The sequence below is a fragment of the Pantoea sp. SS70 genome, from assembly GCF_029866845.1.
Taxonomy (GTDB): Bacteria; Pseudomonadota; Gammaproteobacteria; order Enterobacterales; family Enterobacteriaceae; genus Pantoea; species Pantoea leporis.
Genome location: NZ_CP117200.1, coordinates 61,049 through 76,527, shown reverse-complemented (window position 1 = coordinate 76,527; position 15,479 = coordinate 61,049). Strand labels below are relative to the sequence as shown.

Annotated in this window: 15 protein-coding genes; 2 read left to right on the top strand and 13 right to left on the bottom strand. The window is 55.5% G+C overall.

Features of this window, described 5'->3' with window-relative positions; genetic code table 11:
* The first annotated feature begins 341 nt into the window (after positions 1 to 341).
* Positions 342 to 1,451 (top strand): SDR family oxidoreductase, encoded by a 1,110-nt coding sequence (locus tag PO881_RS19930; RefSeq protein WP_192413049.1) that lies wholly within the window; start codon positions 342 to 344, stop codon positions 1,449 to 1,451.
* A 41-nt stretch (positions 1,452 to 1,492) separates the two neighbouring features.
* On the opposite strand, the gene PO881_RS19925 is transcribed toward PO881_RS19930, so the two are convergent.
* The 3 genes from PO881_RS19925 to PO881_RS19915 form a co-directional block, all read right to left on the bottom strand.
* Positions 1,493 to 2,293, bottom strand: a complete 801-nt coding sequence (locus tag PO881_RS19925; RefSeq protein WP_101761535.1) for a MetQ/NlpA family lipoprotein — start codon at positions 2,291 to 2,293, stop codon at positions 1,493 to 1,495.
* A 91-nt stretch (positions 2,294 to 2,384) separates the two neighbouring features.
* Positions 2,385 to 3,188, bottom strand: a complete 804-nt coding sequence (locus tag PO881_RS19920; RefSeq protein WP_280173321.1) for an MBL fold metallo-hydrolase — start codon at positions 3,186 to 3,188, stop codon at positions 2,385 to 2,387.
* A gap of 141 nt (positions 3,189 to 3,329) precedes the next feature.
* Positions 3,330 to 3,659: a gamma-glutamylcyclotransferase gene (locus PO881_RS19915; RefSeq protein WP_280173152.1), complete on the bottom strand. Its 330-nt coding sequence runs from the start codon at positions 3,657 to 3,659 to the stop codon at positions 3,330 to 3,332.
* Between the two features lie 134 nt (positions 3,660 to 3,793).
* Between PO881_RS19915 and PO881_RS19910 the strand changes: the two genes are divergently transcribed.
* Positions 3,794 to 4,813, top strand: a complete 1,020-nt coding sequence (locus PO881_RS19910; protein ID WP_280173151.1) for an MBL fold metallo-hydrolase — start codon at positions 3,794 to 3,796, stop codon at positions 4,811 to 4,813.
* Between the two features lie 128 nt (positions 4,814 to 4,941).
* On the opposite strand, the gene PO881_RS19905 is transcribed toward PO881_RS19910, so the two are convergent.
* The 10 genes from PO881_RS19905 to PO881_RS19860 form a co-directional block, all read right to left on the bottom strand.
* Positions 4,942 to 5,376 carry a hypothetical protein gene (locus tag PO881_RS19905; protein WP_280173150.1) on the bottom strand — a complete coding sequence of 145 codons (435 nt, stop codon included), beginning with the start codon at positions 5,374 to 5,376 and terminating at the stop codon, positions 4,942 to 4,944.
* A 139-nt stretch (positions 5,377 to 5,515) separates the two neighbouring features.
* Complete coding sequence (locus PO881_RS19900) at positions 5,516 to 6,226, bottom strand: SDR family oxidoreductase (RefSeq protein ID WP_280173149.1); 711 nt, start codon at positions 6,224 to 6,226, stop codon at positions 5,516 to 5,518.
* 139 nt (positions 6,227 to 6,365) lie between these two features.
* Positions 6,366 to 7,652: an MmgE/PrpD family protein gene (locus PO881_RS19895; protein ID WP_280173148.1), complete on the bottom strand. Its 1,287-nt coding sequence runs from the start codon at positions 7,650 to 7,652 to the stop codon at positions 6,366 to 6,368.
* 16 nt (positions 7,653 to 7,668) lie between these two features.
* Positions 7,669 to 8,433 carry an ABC transporter ATP-binding protein gene (locus PO881_RS19890; RefSeq protein ID WP_192413038.1) on the bottom strand — a complete coding sequence of 255 codons (765 nt, stop codon included), beginning with the start codon at positions 8,431 to 8,433 and terminating at the stop codon, positions 7,669 to 7,671.
* Positions 8,430 to 9,296 (bottom strand): ABC transporter ATP-binding protein, encoded by an 867-nt coding sequence (locus tag PO881_RS19885; protein WP_192234809.1) that lies wholly within the window; start codon positions 9,294 to 9,296, stop codon positions 8,430 to 8,432. The genes PO881_RS19890 and PO881_RS19885 overlap by 4 nt, the downstream gene beginning before the upstream one ends.
* Positions 9,289 to 10,224 carry an ABC transporter permease gene (locus PO881_RS19880; RefSeq protein WP_192234811.1) on the bottom strand — a complete coding sequence of 312 codons (936 nt, stop codon included), beginning with the start codon at positions 10,222 to 10,224 and terminating at the stop codon, positions 9,289 to 9,291. The genes PO881_RS19885 and PO881_RS19880 overlap by 8 nt, the downstream gene beginning before the upstream one ends.
* Positions 10,221 to 11,291, bottom strand: coding sequence for an ABC transporter permease (locus PO881_RS19875; RefSeq protein ID WP_154157070.1), 1,071 nt, complete (start codon positions 11,289 to 11,291; stop codon positions 10,221 to 10,223). The genes PO881_RS19880 and PO881_RS19875 overlap by 4 nt, the downstream gene beginning before the upstream one ends.
* Positions 11,292 to 11,303: 12 nt before the next feature.
* A complete protein-coding gene (locus PO881_RS19870; protein ID WP_192413035.1) occupies positions 11,304 to 12,896 on the bottom strand; it encodes an ABC transporter substrate-binding protein in 1,593 nt (530 codons plus the stop codon).
* A gap of 17 nt (positions 12,897 to 12,913) precedes the next feature.
* A complete protein-coding gene (locus PO881_RS19865) occupies positions 12,914 to 14,341 on the bottom strand; it encodes a M20 family metallopeptidase (RefSeq protein ID WP_280173320.1) in 1,428 nt (475 codons plus the stop codon).
* Positions 14,342 to 14,474: 133 nt separating this feature from the next.
* Complete coding sequence (locus PO881_RS19860) at positions 14,475 to 15,389, bottom strand: LysR family transcriptional regulator (protein ID WP_280173147.1); 915 nt, start codon at positions 15,387 to 15,389, stop codon at positions 14,475 to 14,477.
* Between the last annotated feature and the right edge of the window lie 90 nt (positions 15,390 to 15,479).

The following is a 15,479-nucleotide window of genomic DNA, read 5'->3' as shown; positions in this document are numbered from 1 at the left end:
CTGTGGTTTATCAGGGTTGAGGCTAATGAGGGCGAACATACCTGTTTGCGACCGAAGCGAACAGTGGCAGGCGAATTTACGTACAGCATTTTTACGCGTAACGCCGATATTTTTACACCATTTTTATATCGCGCTCATTTTTCACGCTGAGGGTAATGGAATATTTGACTGCGCACTGAGGCCCAAATATCACATTTAAACATATATAAACCAATGCTCACTGGAGCGGTTTTGCCCGCAGGAAAGCACAGGGCATTTATTCATCATTTACCCACGCGAGCATAGATTCGAGCCAGCTAAATGCACAGTTTTTCCTGTAACGAACCGGTGGGTTAAAAAATATGAATACAGTACTCATAACGGGTGCAACTGGATTTTTGGGCGGTGCGGTCGCGGTTAATCTGCTCAAGAAAAGTGATCATTACCGACTACTTTTATTAGTGCGGGCTAATAGTCAAGCTGCAGGATTAGACCGAATTAAGGAAAACCTGATTAAATTTGGCGTTGAAGCCGGTCAATTAAACAGGCTCACCCACGAGAACATCTTAATAGGCGATCTTGCTGAGCCGGAACGGTTTATTGACGATGCGCGCTTGACCAAGGTTACGCATGTGCTTAACTGCGCCGCTGTCGCCTCGTTTGGCGCGAATCCCCTGATCTGGAAAGTCAATGTAGAAGGCACCTTCGCATTCGCCAGTCGCATGGCACGGGTGAAAGGACTCAAGCGTTTTGTGCATGTCGGCACCGCTATGTCGTGTGCGCCCGAAGCCAATTCGCTGGTGGTGGAAAGTGAGTTGAATACGCTGCGCGAACAACACGTTGTGGAATATACGTGGAGTAAAGCAACGGTTGAAAGAATGATGAGCGAGATGTTACCTAATCTGCCCTTAGTCATCGCGCGACCATCCATTGTGGTGGGGCATTCGGACTGTGGCTGTGCGCCGTCGCCGAGCATTTTTTGGGTATTTCGCATGGTGCTCACGTTAGGCAAATTTATGTGTGAGCTGAATGACCGTATCGATGTGGTGCCGGTCGATTACTGTGCCGATGCGCTGGAGTTGTTATTGACGGCTCCCAACGTGGAGAAAACGATTATTCATATTTCAGCGGGCGAAAATAGCAGCGTCACGTTTGCCGAGATTGATCAGGCGATGGCACAAGCCTCGGGACACGTTGCGGTGGCCGAAACGTATCAGAAAGTGAATTATCGTGAACTGGCAGCGAGCAGGAGCTCATTTTCTTCGCTGTTTGGTCCCTGTAATGAACGCATCTTATTACGCGCCATGAATCTGTATGGACATTTTTCAAAACTGAATGTGGTGTTCAGCAATGAAAAATTGCTGGAGCTGGGTATGCCGCCATCGTCAAAGTTTACTGACTATTTGCATCATTGTGTCGCTTCAACGCGTAATGCAACTATTGCGGAGTTGATGGAGGTCGATTTTAAATAAGCTGAAACTGCGCAGTTAATATCTGCGCAGTTATCGCCGAATTACCAGCCTTTAATAATATCGCCTTTGTAGATTTCGTTGGCTTTATCCAGCACTTCCTGTGACTGGAAGGCTTGTTTCAGCTTCTGCACGTTGGCGCTGTCTTTATTATCTTCACGCGCCACAATCGCATTCACATAAGGCGAGGCTTTGCCTTCCATAAACATGCCGTCACGCGAGGCAGAGAGATTAACCAGCGCGGCGAAGTTGTTGTTGATGATCGAAAGATAAACCTGCGGATCGTCCAGCGTACGCGCCAGCTGCGGTGTATCCACCTCAACAATTTTCAGCTTCTTCGGATTATCGGTGATATCCAGCGTGGTTGGCAGCAAGCCCGCTTCGGGTTTCACTTTGATCAAGCCCTGCGCCTGCAACAGCAGCAGGCTGCGGCCGAGCGTGGTGGCTTCGTTGGAGAGGGTCACGGTGGCGCCGTCAGGCAACGCTTTCAGCGATTTAATCTTGCGCGAGTAGCCTGCAATCGGGAACACGAAGGTGTTGGTGACCACGGCGAAGTGGTAGCCGCGCTCTTTGGATTGCATCTCCAGATAAGGCAGGCTCTGGAAGGCGTTGGCATCGACATCTTTGTTGAACAGCGCTTCATTCGGCTGCACATAATCATTGAAGGCCACCACATCGACATCCAGCTGATATTTGTCGTGCGCCACTTGCTTCACGGTATCCCACAGCGCCTGGTCTGGTCCGGTATTAATGGCCACTTTGATTTGATTTTCATCGTCTTTGTTGCAGCCACTAAGCAGCGCCACGGATGCAGCCAGCAGCGTCGTGAGTAAAATTTTCTTCATTGCGCGGATTCCCTTTAAACGTAGGGAACGGACTATAATGGATGTTTAGACGTCTGTACATCCATCCACGGCGCGTTTGCTTACAATTCGTTCAGGAGAGAGACTTCTGCAAGCAGGCAATATATTTCTCGCCCGACTGCATCACGATCCGCTGCGCGTCAGTGAGAATTTGGCGATGCTCGAACGCGCCGTATAAGCGCGAAAATTTTAGCGCCGCCAGCCGACGCATAATATCGCTGACTGCCGCCGCCGGTAACGGCAGCATATTTGGATAGCTCCACATAAATGACACCGCATCCGCGCCGGGCGTAACTTGCACGATATCGCCACTCAACAGCACGCCGTCATCGTGCGTCCAATGCAATACGCATCCGCCAGCAAAATGTCCGCCAAGACGAATCAGTTTCACTTCCGGCACAATTTCCAGCTCGTCATTTTGCCAAAGATGAATATGCGGGCTGTCGCGCATAATCCATTGACTATCGTTAGCATGCAGATAGATCGGCGCGTCGAATGCCGCTGCCCAATCCTGCATGGTGCTGTAATAGTGCGGATGCGATATAGCGATGGCGTGAATACCACCGAGCGCGGTAACAATCGCTTTGGTGGCATTATCGAAATTAGCGATGCAATCCCACAAAATATTGCCGTGCGGCGTTTGCAGCAGAAACGCGCGTTGATTAATAGCAAAGCTGGGCACGGTTTGCAGACTGAACAGGTTGGCAGCGTGCTGCTGCCATTTATTGCAGTGTATGGCTTGCAGGCTATGCAGTGGAGTCCATTTTTGCCCGCTGGCCGGCACAAACTGTCGTTCATCTTCACATATTTTACAGTGTTCGATTTGACTCTGTTGCTCATCGTAAGATGTGCCGCAGGCGGTGCAGACTTTGATCATCATGAATTCCTCTCGTCTATTTGAGATTCATTCTAGAAGCCGAAATCATGACGTGCGCAGATCATTACAGGTTGTATTGAGGACGTTGCACCGCATTGGGGGTGTAATACGAAATCGGGCGTAAATACTGGCATTGTGAAGTTAAAGTTGCGGCTGTAACTGATAAATCCACGCCGTGATCAGCTCGCCATTGCTGGTGGTGACATCAACTTCCACGCGATCGTAGCCATCTTCAAACTCATCCAGCATCGGCCAATGTGGCTCGAGCTTGTCAGACATAAACAGATAACCCGGCACGCGCGGGCCGTTTTCCTGCAACACAATGCCGGGGAAATCTGCTGCTGCGCCCCAGCCGCGCTCATAAAAGGTGCCAGAAACCGTTCCCGCCAGCCATTCGCCACCGATGTTTTCCAGAATATGCGCATTTGAATGGCCGGGCTGGAGCGTACCGTAAACAAATAAACGTTTCATTTTCCCTCATAAAATCAAGCAAAAGCGTTACTTTAACTCTCGGCGTTAGCGAAGTCATCAACCGCCCAATATGCGATGTGCGTTGCCGTAAAAGTGACTATTCTGAAGGACCCGGGATGAGAGGTAAAAGATCAATGTTGAATAGTTCGAGCATTTGTCGCTGCAATATAAAACGCTATCCGCAATCCGCTCAGTTTGATGGCAAAAGGTTTAACAATAAGATCCCACGCCAGCAGTTAGGATTAACTGAGTTCGCCAAACTATTCTGGGATTTTGCCTTTAACAAACCGAAAAATACCGCACCTGAATCTGCGCTGCCGCTCATCAAACTCGACGCGCAGCAACTTGCGGCTGCGGCGGATAACAGCGTATTTCGCCTTGGCCACTCATCATTGCTATTTAAAATGCAGGGCAAATACTGGCTGACCGATCCGGTATTTACGCAGCGCGCCTCACCCTTTAAGTGGTTTGGCCCGAAACGCTTCCAGCCTGCGCCGATTGCGCTTGAAGATTTGCCGCCCATCGAAGGGGTTATTCTTTCGCATGATCATTACGATCATCTGGATTATCACACCATTTTGCAGCTCAAAGATCGCGTGCGCTATTTCCTGACGCCGCTGGGTGTCGGTGATTTACTGATATCCTGGGGCGTTGCGCCGGAAAAAATCACTCAGCTGGATTGGTGGGAATCAAAGAATATCGGCGGTATTCAATTTGTCGCCACGCCATCGCAGCATTTTTCTGGCCGTGGCATGTTCGACAGTAATAAGCGGCTGTGGTGCTCATGGAGCATTATCAGCGATGATTTCCGCCTGTTCTATGGCGGGGATTCCGGTTATTTCGATGGTTTCAAACAGATCGGTAATAAATTCGGCCCGTTCGATATGGCCTTCCTGGAAAACGGTGCGTATGACCGCCGCTGGGCCGATATTCATATGCTGCCACAAGACACCATCAAAGCCTTTATTGACCTTAACGCGAAATGGCTGTTCCCGATTCACAATGCCGCTTTCGATTTAGCGTTTCATGCATGGAATGATCCGCTTAATCAAATCGTGACGCTGGCGCAGGAACAGCAGATTAATGTGTCGATGCCACAACTCGGGCAGGGCGTGCAATTTTTGCAGCCGCAGCAAGAGAAAAAGTGGTGGTAAATGATGCCCGATTGCCAGGCAATCGGGTTATCCGGTTATTTCGTCAGTTCGCCCGCGAATGAACGCATTCAGCTTTGTGCGGCAGGCGGTGATTGCCGACATCAGCAGTGAATCCTGCGCCATCACGCTTACCCGGCGTCGCTGGATTTGGGCGGATTATTCTCTGGCTGCGGACGCGTTTCACCTCGCTCATCACGACGACCATGCCAGTCGCAACGATCATGATGACCAAAGCGATTGCGGCGATGCTGCATAAACTCTTCGCGCTGTTCTGGCGTCATCTGCATCCAGCGTTCGTGCATGCGGCGACGCGCCATACCGAACATGCCCGGACGGAATCCCAAACCGCCAAACAAGATGCGGCACAACGCCAGCAAGCCCAGCGCCTGCCAGAAACCGATGCTTTTCACGCCGATGATGCCCGGCAGCAACGCATTCCACAGCGACATCACCAACAAGCCCAGCGCGGCGATAATCACCGCGCCCATCAGCAGCGGTTTCGCCAGGCGATGACCGCCAAAATGATCCCGATGACCGCGTCTGTGCATATCAAAATCTCTCACTGTTTTGTCCTCATGACATTAACGGATAACTGCTGGTGATGAGGTAGACGAATGAGCAGTGAGAATATTGCTAAAAAAACGTAAAAAAGAAAAAGGCCGCCGTAAGGCAGCCTCGCGTTATGGATTTTTCACTGCTGAATCAGCGCCTGGCTTTATCGTGGCGTGGACGAATCACAATATCTGCAATCTGCGTATCTTCCGGGCTATCCACAATAAACCGCACGGCGCGCGCCACCGAACTCGCATCGAGATACTCCTGCGGATTGATCGGTGCATGGTTACCCGCGCGGGCACGCGAGGCTTGATTCATCGGCGTATCGGTTGGGCCGGGCGCGACTGTCGCAACCCGCACGCCATGTTCGCTCTCTTCGCTACGCAGCGCATGCGCCAGCGCGGTAAGGGCAAATTTGGAGGCGGAGTAAATGACGTGTCCCGCTAACGCCAGCGTCCCGGAGCCGGAGTTGATAAACACCACTTTGCCCTGTGAGGCGCGCAGGGCGGGCAAGGTTAAGCGCGTGAGTTCTGCAGGCGCAATGACATTAATATTCAGGTGCTGTTGCCACAGTTCTGGCGTGGCGGAGAAGGTAGTGCTGAGAATCGAGATCGCCGCCGAATGCACCAGTACATCAACCCGATTTAATGTGGCGGTGAACGCGGCCACGGCGGCAAAATCTGTGATATCCAGTGCAACCGGAATTACATTGGTGACCTGTTCTAAAGCCTGCAACGTTTGCTGATTGCGCCCAATCGCGTAAACCTGATGGTCGGCCGCCAATAACTTCACGGTTTCCAGGCCAATGCCGCTGTTGCCGCCGGTGACAATCGCGACCGGTAGTGCTGATGCTGTCATAGGTTCCTCTCCTGTTGATGATTTCAAGCTATGGAAAAGGACGGCCGCAGGCAAATGCCTAAATTGACTATGTTTACCTGGTGCGCATGAATGCGCACTCGTTGTAGCGGCGCCATTCATGGCGGCCAATATCAAAAACTCATACCATCAACTCACGCATAAACCCCAAATCATGCTGTTGTTCGAGCTGCATCAGTTGCTGATAGATATTCCCAGCGTTGGGCAAATCCGCACAGCAGTCATGAAATTTCGCCTCGCGCTCCGCTGCGCTAAAAGGTTCATCGTGCGCGCCGCGCGCATGGCGACGTGAATGCACCATTTCGCGGCCATCTTTAAAGCGCAATGTGAGAATGTGGGGTAAATCGCGGCTTTCCGCTTCCTGTTCTGCTGTCCACGGCGACATGCTGATATTTGCCATCAGCGCGTTATCCGTCTGCGCCCGCACGCTTTGCGCGGTAAAGTCCGTGACGCTCAGCGCCCCTTTTTCCAGCATCATCGCCACACAATATTGCATCGAGAAGCGCGCCTGCATTTCATCCTGCGGCTGTGCATAGGCGAGGTTGCGCCAGTTGGCGATGCCCACCTGACAATGCACGCTTTCGATATCGTCCAGCGATAGCGTCTGGCGCTGCTGCAAATCGGCAATGGCGTCGAGAATGCGATGCGTTGAACCGCAGCACGGATGCTTTTTCGGCATCACGCCGATGCGCTCGATAACATGTTCATTTTCACCAGGCAATGCGGAAACACTGAGTTTCCCCGCGTACAACTCAGCAAAACCCTGCGCGCATTCAATGATATCAGCGCGGCCTTGCATGCCAGTTTGCGCCAGCAGCGCGGCATCGACGGCGCTACGTGCGGCCATTCCGGCATGAAAGGGTTTGAGCGGCGTGCCGAACTGTCCTTTCACACCGCTGGCGAGACTCACCGCGATGCTGAGTGCACGCGCAATGCCCGCCGCATCCATGCCCAGCAGCGCCGCAACGCCCGCCGCGCTGCCGATGCAGCCGACGGTGGATGTGCCGTGCCAGCCGGCGGTGTAGTGCTGATAGCCAATCGACTCACCCACAAAGGCCTGTGCCTGCAGGCCAATCAGGTAAGCGCGGATAAGCTGCGCACCATCGCATTGTTGCGCCACCGCTAGCAGTGCGGGCACCAGCACCGCCGAGGCGTGACTCATGCCAGGCGCAAAGTTGTCGTCATAATCGATGGCGTGCGCGGCGGTGGCGTTAAATAGCGCATCCAGTGAGCGGGTGCGTGGGTGTTCGGGCCAGGTTTGCAGCACCGCTCGGGTTGAGAAATCATTGCGCCCCGCGACCATGCAGCCGAGCGTATCGGCAATGGCATCGCAGGCTAACTGGCGTGCATGAGGCGAGAAGGCGGGCGGCGTGAAGCACCACTGCGCCAGCTTTTCAATAAGTGTCATGAACGAATCCTCATAGTCAGGCCTCGCTGGCCGCGAGAAACTCACGCGTGTAGTTTTCCTGCGTCAGCCCTTGCCGCACGTTGTCGGCGCTCAGCTCTTCCAGCAGTTTGCCGTGATGCATGATGCCAACACGGCTGCACAGATGCGTAACTACGGCTAAATCGTGCGTCACCATCAGATAGGTCAGCCCTCGCTGGCGGCGCATGTTGCTGAGTAAGTTGAGAATCTCCGCTTGCACCGACACATCCAGCGCCGACGTCGGTTCATCCAGCAGCAGCACCGAGGGTTCAAGAATCAACGCGCGCGCAATCGCCACGCGTTGTCGCTGTCCGCCAGAGAGCTGATGCGGATAGCGATAACGGAAGGCATCGGAAAGTCCCACCGCGTGCAATACCTCGCTGATGCGCGCCTCATGGCGATCCAATCCGTGCAGCTTGAGCGGTTCACGCAGGCTGGCCCATACCATTTTGCGCGGATGCAGTGAGGCATACGGATCCTGAAACACCATCTGCACCTGGCGATAAAAAGCTTTATCGCGCTGTGGCTGCTGTTCGCGGTTATTGAACAGAATATGGCCGTGATAATCGTGATTAAGGCCAGCCAGAGCGCGCAAAATTGTCGATTTGCCGCAGCCAGATTCACCAATCAGGCCGTAACTTTCGCCGTACGCCAGCGTAAAACTCACGCTATCCACCACCTGACGACGACGCGTTCCGCTGCCGAAAGCGATGGTGAGATCGACCAGTTCGATGCTGCGTTCTGACGTTGGGATCATATTCATAGCGCCACTCCATCGCGGTAGCAGGGACCGTGAAGCCAGTTGGCTTCACGCAGCGGCACGCGCAGCATCTCAACCGGCTGATGCAGACGCGGCTGGCTGGCTAATAGCGCTTGCGTATAGGGATGTTGCGCCTGTTCAAGGCGGTCGGCGCGGATCTCTTCGACGATGCGCCCGGCGTACATCACCAACACGCGGTCACAGAAGCGCGACACAAGATTGAGGTCGTGGCTGATAAACAGCAGCCCGGTTTGGCGGCGCGCCAGTTGCTCGTTGAGAATGCTCAACACCTGCTGGCGCACCGTCACATCCAGCGCCGACGTCGGTTCATCGGCAATGATCAAATCCGGTTCCGGGATTAGCATCATAGCAATCATCACGCGCTGTCCCATGCCGCCGGAGATTTCATGCGGATAGCGCTGCGCGACGCTTTCGACATCGCGAATATGCACCGATTCCAGCATCGCCAGCGCCCGCAGTCGTGCTTCGCCTTTGCTGACACGACGATGCAGCCGCCAGGCTTCCGCCACCTGATCGCCGATGCGCATCAGCGGGTTCAGTGAGAAGCGGGGATCCTGCAGGATCATTGAGATGCGATTGCCGCGAATAGCGCGCATCTGTTTTTCGCTACAGCTGAGCAGGTCAATATCGCCAAACTGCATCTGATCGGCGCTGACGTGGCCGATTTTCGGCGTCAGCTTCAGCAACGCACGGCAGGTTTGTGACTTGCCCGAGCCTGATTCGCCGACGATCGCCACTTTTTCACGACCGACCTGAAAACTAACGTCGCGCACCGCATGCTGCTCGCCATGCGCGCTGCGGAATACGATATTCAGGTTCTTGACCTGAAGCAGGGAATTAGTCATGGCGGATATCCATTACGTCGCGCAGGCCATCACCCAACAGGTTGAAGGCGAGGCTGGTGAACAGGATGGCTAAACCGGGAATGGCGGCAACCCAGCCGTTGTTAAGCATGAATTCACGCCCGGAAGCCAGCATCGCGCCCCATTCCGGGCTCGGCGCTTGTGCGCCGAGGCCAAGAAAGCCGAGTCCGGCGGCAGTGAGGATAATCGCCGCCATATTGAGCGTGACGCGCACCACCACGGAAGGCAGACACATCGGCACAATGTGGCGCACGATGATGTGCCACGACGATGCGCCTTGTAAGCGCACGGCAGCGATGTAATCCATTTTGCGGATGGCCAGCGTTTCGGCGCGCGCCAGACGCGCAATCGGCGGCCACGATGAGAGTGAAATCGCGATGATGGCATTCTCGATGCCGGGACCAAGCGCGGCGACGAACGCCAGCGCCAGAATCAGGCTGGGAAAGGCGAGAAAAATATCCACCAGCCGCATCAGAACGGTATCGACCCAACCGCCGAGATAACCGGCGGTGGTGCCGACCAGCAGCCCGAGCGGCGTAATAATCAAGGCGGTCAACCCGGCGATATACAGCGTGATGCGTGCGCCATACAGCAGGCGACTGTAGATATCGCGGCCCAGCTCATCCGTGCCGAGCCAATGCTCAGCGTTGGCGGGTTGCAGGCGCAGCGCCAGATTTTGTGCGTAGATATCGTGGCTGACGATCCACGGTGCCAGCAGCGCGGCAGCGATAATCACCAGCAACACCAGCAGACCAAACAGCGCGGAGTGATTGGCGCAAAAGCGGCGCCATTGAATCCACATCAGCTGCACTTGCGCCTGCAACGGCGATTGCGGTGCCGGATCGCGCAGCCAGGCGCGTAAGCTCCGCGAGGCGGGCAGCGTCGGGGATTTGTTCACGGAATCGGTCATGGTTCCTCCTGACGCGTGCGGGGATCAAACAGGCGATAGAGCAGATCGCACAGCAGGTTGAGGGCAACGAAGATGGCACCAATCAGCAAGGTGCAGCCAACCACCGCATTCATGTCGCCGGCCAGCAGCGCATTGGTGAGGTAGCGGCCAAAACCGGGCCAGGCGAACACCGTTTCAGTTAGCACCGCGCCTTCCAGCAGCCAAGCCCACGACAGCGCAACCACGGTCAAGGTCGGCACCGCGATGTTGCGCAGCGCATGCACCCAAACGCAGCGCGCCCACGACAAACCTTTCACCCGCGCGGTAATGATGTACTCCTGCGAAAGCTGCTCCAGCATGAAGCTGCGCACCATGCGGCTGATATAGGCGAGTGCGCTGAGACCCAAAATCGAGGCGGGCAGAATGATGTGACCCAACACGTTGCGGAACACCTCCCATTTGCCGCTCAGCGCGCTATCAATCAACCAAAAGCCGGTCACCGGTTGCAGATCGAACTCGTAGATGAAATCAATGCGTCCTGGACCGCCAATCCAGCCCAGCGTGGCGTAAAACAGTAGCAATCCCATTAGTCCCAGCCAGAAGTGCGGCGTGGAGTAGCTGAGCAAACCGACAAAGCGCATCAGATGATCGAACCAGGTGTTGCGATACATGGCGGAGAGCACGCCCGCCGGTACGCCCAATCCCACGCCGATAATCGCCGCCACCGTTGCCAGCTCCAGCGTGGCGGGAAACACACGGGCGATGTCCTGTGCCACCGGATGGCTGGTGGTGAGCGCGATACCAAAATCAAGATGCAGCAGTTGCCAGACGTAAGCGACAAACTGCTGCCACAGCGGCTGATCGAGGCCGAGCTGCTGGAACATCTTGTCGTACGCTTCCTGGCTGGCGTTATCCCCAATGATCGCCACCACCGGATCGATCGGCAGCAAACGGCCAATAAAGAAGGTGAGTGCGGCCAGCCCCAACAGCGTGCAACCGATCGAAATAACGCCCTTAGAAAGGCGTCGCAACAGACGCCAGCCAGCGGAAGGTGTGTTCTGTGCTAGCGGTGAGATCACCTGAGACATCAGCCACCTCCATTATTTACTTGCGTCACCGTACCAAACGCGGAAACCGTTCCATGTCCAGTTCTTCACCACGGCGTTAATGCCCGCGCTGTTGTACATCTGGAACATGATCGCCATCGGGCCTTTCTGCATCTGCTCTTGCTGCAAATCGGCGTACAGCGCGCTGCGTTTGCTGTCATCCGGCTCCAGCAGCGCGGTCTCCACTTTCTGGTTCATCTGCGGGTCGAAATACGCGGCTCGCCAGCTCGGATACTGCGTGGCGCGCGCCTCTTTGCTGTTATCCGGGTTATAAACCAGACGCGAAGCGTTGCCGTAGGCATCCGGCACCGAGGTTTGCCACGCCATCATCGCGCTCTGGAACTCGCGGCCGCGCACGCGGCTAAACAGCTGCGCATTCGCCATGCGTTCGAGATTGAGTTTCACGCCAATTTTAGCGGCGTTTTGCTGGATGCTTTGCGCGATCGGCGCTGAGTGTGGCAGCGTGCCAAACAGCACCGAGGCGCTAAAGCCGTTGGGATAGCCCGCTTCGGTCAGCAGCTGTTTGGCTTTGTCTAAATCGAGATGGAAGGGCTGTCCTTGTTTGGCATCCAACGCGCCAAAGGCACCTTGCTGTACAAAGCTGGCGCGCGGCACGCCGAGATAAGGCATCACGCTGTTGCCGAGGCCGTCGTAATCGATCAGATAACGCATCGCCAGACGCACTTTTTCATTTTTGAAAATCGGGTCTTCGTTGTTGTAGGTCCAGAAGAACAGCTGCGGCTTCAGCACCTTCTCCACTTTGACCTTGCCGCCTTCATCCAGCGTTTTCAGATCATCTGCCGACAGATCGCGTGCGATATCCACATCACCTTGCGTCACCAGCAAACGCTGTGTGCCGGTTTCGGCGACGTGACGGATCAGAATGCGCTTCAGCAGCGGCGCTTTGCCCCAGTAGTTGGGTGAGGCTTGTAGCACCACGCCTTCACCGGCGTTCCAGCGCACCAATTGATACGGACCGACGCACGCCGTGTGGGTGGAGAGATATTTGTGGCCGAGATCGCTGTCCACCGCTTGCTTCTCAAGCAGTTTGCGATCCAGCAGCGATGAGACGTTATTGGCGGCGATTGCCTGCAGTACCAGATTGGTGGGATAGGCTTTGTCGAAACTCATCACCAGCGTTTTATCATCCGGCGCGGTGATGCGGTTATCAACATTCTCTTTGCTGAAGCCATACTCCTTGATGGCGGCAGCGTTGCCGTATCCGAGTTTCACCACGCGCTGCATCGACCAGGCTAAATCGCCTGCCGTCGCCGGTGAGCCGTCGGCAAACTTCAGGTTGTCCTGCAGATGAAAGGTGATGGTTTTACGATCGGCTGAAACGTCCCAGCTTTTCGCCATGCCGGGATCGAGCTGGGTTTCATCGCTGACGCGAAAATCCACCAGCGTGTCACAGGTATTGGAGTAGATCTCGCTAGTAACCACTTCACCAATTTGTGCCGGATCCCAGGTGCTGATGGCGTCAATATTCCATGCCATCACCAGCGAGTCGGGCGGCGTGGCGGCCTGCGAAGCGGCGCAGCAACCTGCTGCCAGCGCGATGGCGGCAGTGAGTGTTTTCATCGTCATGCTTCTCTCCTGAGTGGTTACAGATTGTCCGGACTTGGCTGAATCGGCGGCTTAACCTCCGCAGGGATCGGGCAGTGGTACGGTTTCTCGCTCACCTGTTCGAAGTGTGCTTTTTTCACCTGCGCCAGTAGCACTTTGTCGGTCAGCACATCCACCGCCGTCGCTGCCATCACTTTGGCGACATGCGACAGCGCTTTGTGCGCCGCGGGCATTTTGCCCTGCGCGGTAAGCTGCCATGAGTGGCCGGGCGTACCTATCGCCATGGTCGGCACGTGTGCCTGCACGGTGGGGATCACCCAGCTGACATCGCCGACATCGGTGGAGCCGATCATCACTTCGCCGTGAGTATCCAGCGGGATGATGTAGTCGCTGAGTGGTTTAGGATTGGCGGGCTTTACGCCGGTTTTGCGGTAACAGTTTTCGATCTCTTCGGGGGTTAAAGTAGCCTGAATTTCAGCGGCAAAGGCGAGGTCTGCCTGGTCAAACGGCACTGGACCCAGCGCTTCGAGATTGAACTGCATCGCCTGTTCCAGCGGGCGATTGCCGAGCAGATTGGAGACGGCGCTCATGATGCTGATATCGACCTGAGTATCGGTCATCATTGCCGCACCAGCGGCCACGCGCTTGACGCGCTCATTGAGATCAAACATGGCGTGCACATCGCGCGAACGAATCGCGTAGCGCACGGTGGATTTGGCCTGCACCACATTGGGCGCGACGCCGCCGGCATCAAGAAAAGCGTAGTGAATGCGCGAATCCTGCGGCACGTGTTCACGTAAAAACTGCACGCCGACATTCATCAGTTCAGCGGCATCCAGTGCGCTGCGCCCGAGATGTGGCGAGGCGGCAGCATGTGACGACCGGCCACTGAAGGCAAAATCCATCCGCGTGTTGGCTAATGACAGCGGTTTGGCGACTTCATGGTGCGCGCTTGGATGCCAGGTAATAGCAACATCGACGCCATCAAAGGCACCGGCGCGGGCCATAAAGGATTTTGCTGCACCGCCTTCTTCTGCCGGACAGCCGTAATAGCGTACGCGACCCGGCATGCCAGTTTCTTCGAGCCAGGCTTTCAACGCCGTTGCTGCCAGCATAGCGGCTGAACCCAGTAGGTTATGCCCGCAACCGTGGCCATGACCGTTGCCCGGCAGCGGCGAATAGTGCGCAACACCGGCTGCCTGGCTCAGGCCCGGCAGCGCATCGTATTCGCCAAGAAACGCGATGATCGGCCCACCTTCACCGGCTTCGCCCATCACGGCGGTGGGAATCTCCGCCACGTTCTCCGTGACGCGAAAGCCTTGCTGTTTCAGCATCGCGGTATGCTCCGCCACCGAGCGATATTCCGTATAACAGATTTCCGGCATGCCCCACACGCGATCGCTCAGATCACAAAAGTCCGCTTGATGCGTTTCCACCCATTTCCACACTAACGCTTTGTTTTCCATCATGGTCCTCAGCTTGGTTGGTCAGGTATCGCCAGAGGCGGCAGCCTCTCTGAACTCGCAGCATGGAGGAAAACAACAGCGTTAGGCCAATGAGCAATTCACACTCCCCATTCCAAAATTGCATAGTTTGCCGTCAGGCGGCGTCTGCCGTATCGCTGGCGCAAGCGCGCAACCACAGCTGTTCTGCCTGCGGGTTTTGCAGCACCGGCTGACGATAAAGCCGAATTGCCAGCGAGATATCCCAACTGCTTTCATCGGCACGTACCAGGTTGCCGCTGGTCAGCTCTTCGTGGATCAAACTCAGCGGCAGCCAGGCCACACCCGCGCCGGCCAACACCATCGCTTTGAGGTTCACCGACATGCCGTTTTCATACACGGCTTCCAGCGGCAGCGGCCGTTTACTCAGCATCTGCGCCAGCGCGTGGGCGAAGAAGGTGTGCTGGCCGTAACTCAGCCACGGAATTGGGCCGCCGTCAGCGCGTACCGGATAGAGCGGTCTGCCGCTGCTGTCGGGGCGACACACGGCGATAGCGCGCTCGCGGCCCAGTTGAATCATCGGGTAAGCCGCCAGCTGGTGAATTAAGGAAACAGCATCGTTGGCGTAGGTCAGCAGGAAATCGGTTTCACCGCTGTGCAGAGTAGAAATGTGTTCGACGAAGCTCGGCTTCTGATTGCATAAGCGGATATAGCTGAGGTGCGGCTGCAAATTTAGCCGCTGGATCCAGTCGGGAAAGAAGGTCAGCGAAAGGGTATTCAGCATCGCAAAGCGCAGCACGGCGGTGCGTGAACTATAACGCTGATGCAGATCGTTTCGCAGATGCGTCATGGAGAATACCGTTTCGCTGGCGGTGGCGAGAAAGGTTTGGCCTTCCGGCGTTAGGGTGACGGGATAGGTTTTGCGGTCAAACAGCGGCACGCCCAGCCACTCTTCTAGCTGGCGGATGCGCCGACTAAGCGCCGATTGCGTGATATGCCGCTCATTGGCGGCGCGGGTAAAACTGTAACAGCGGGCGACACTGAGAAAATCTTCAAACCATTTCAATTCCATAGCGCAGACCTCTTTGGACGAAAGGGAACGATAAGTCACAATTTGTTACACGCAAGAAACGCGCCAGTCTGCGGATGGCCTGATAGCTCG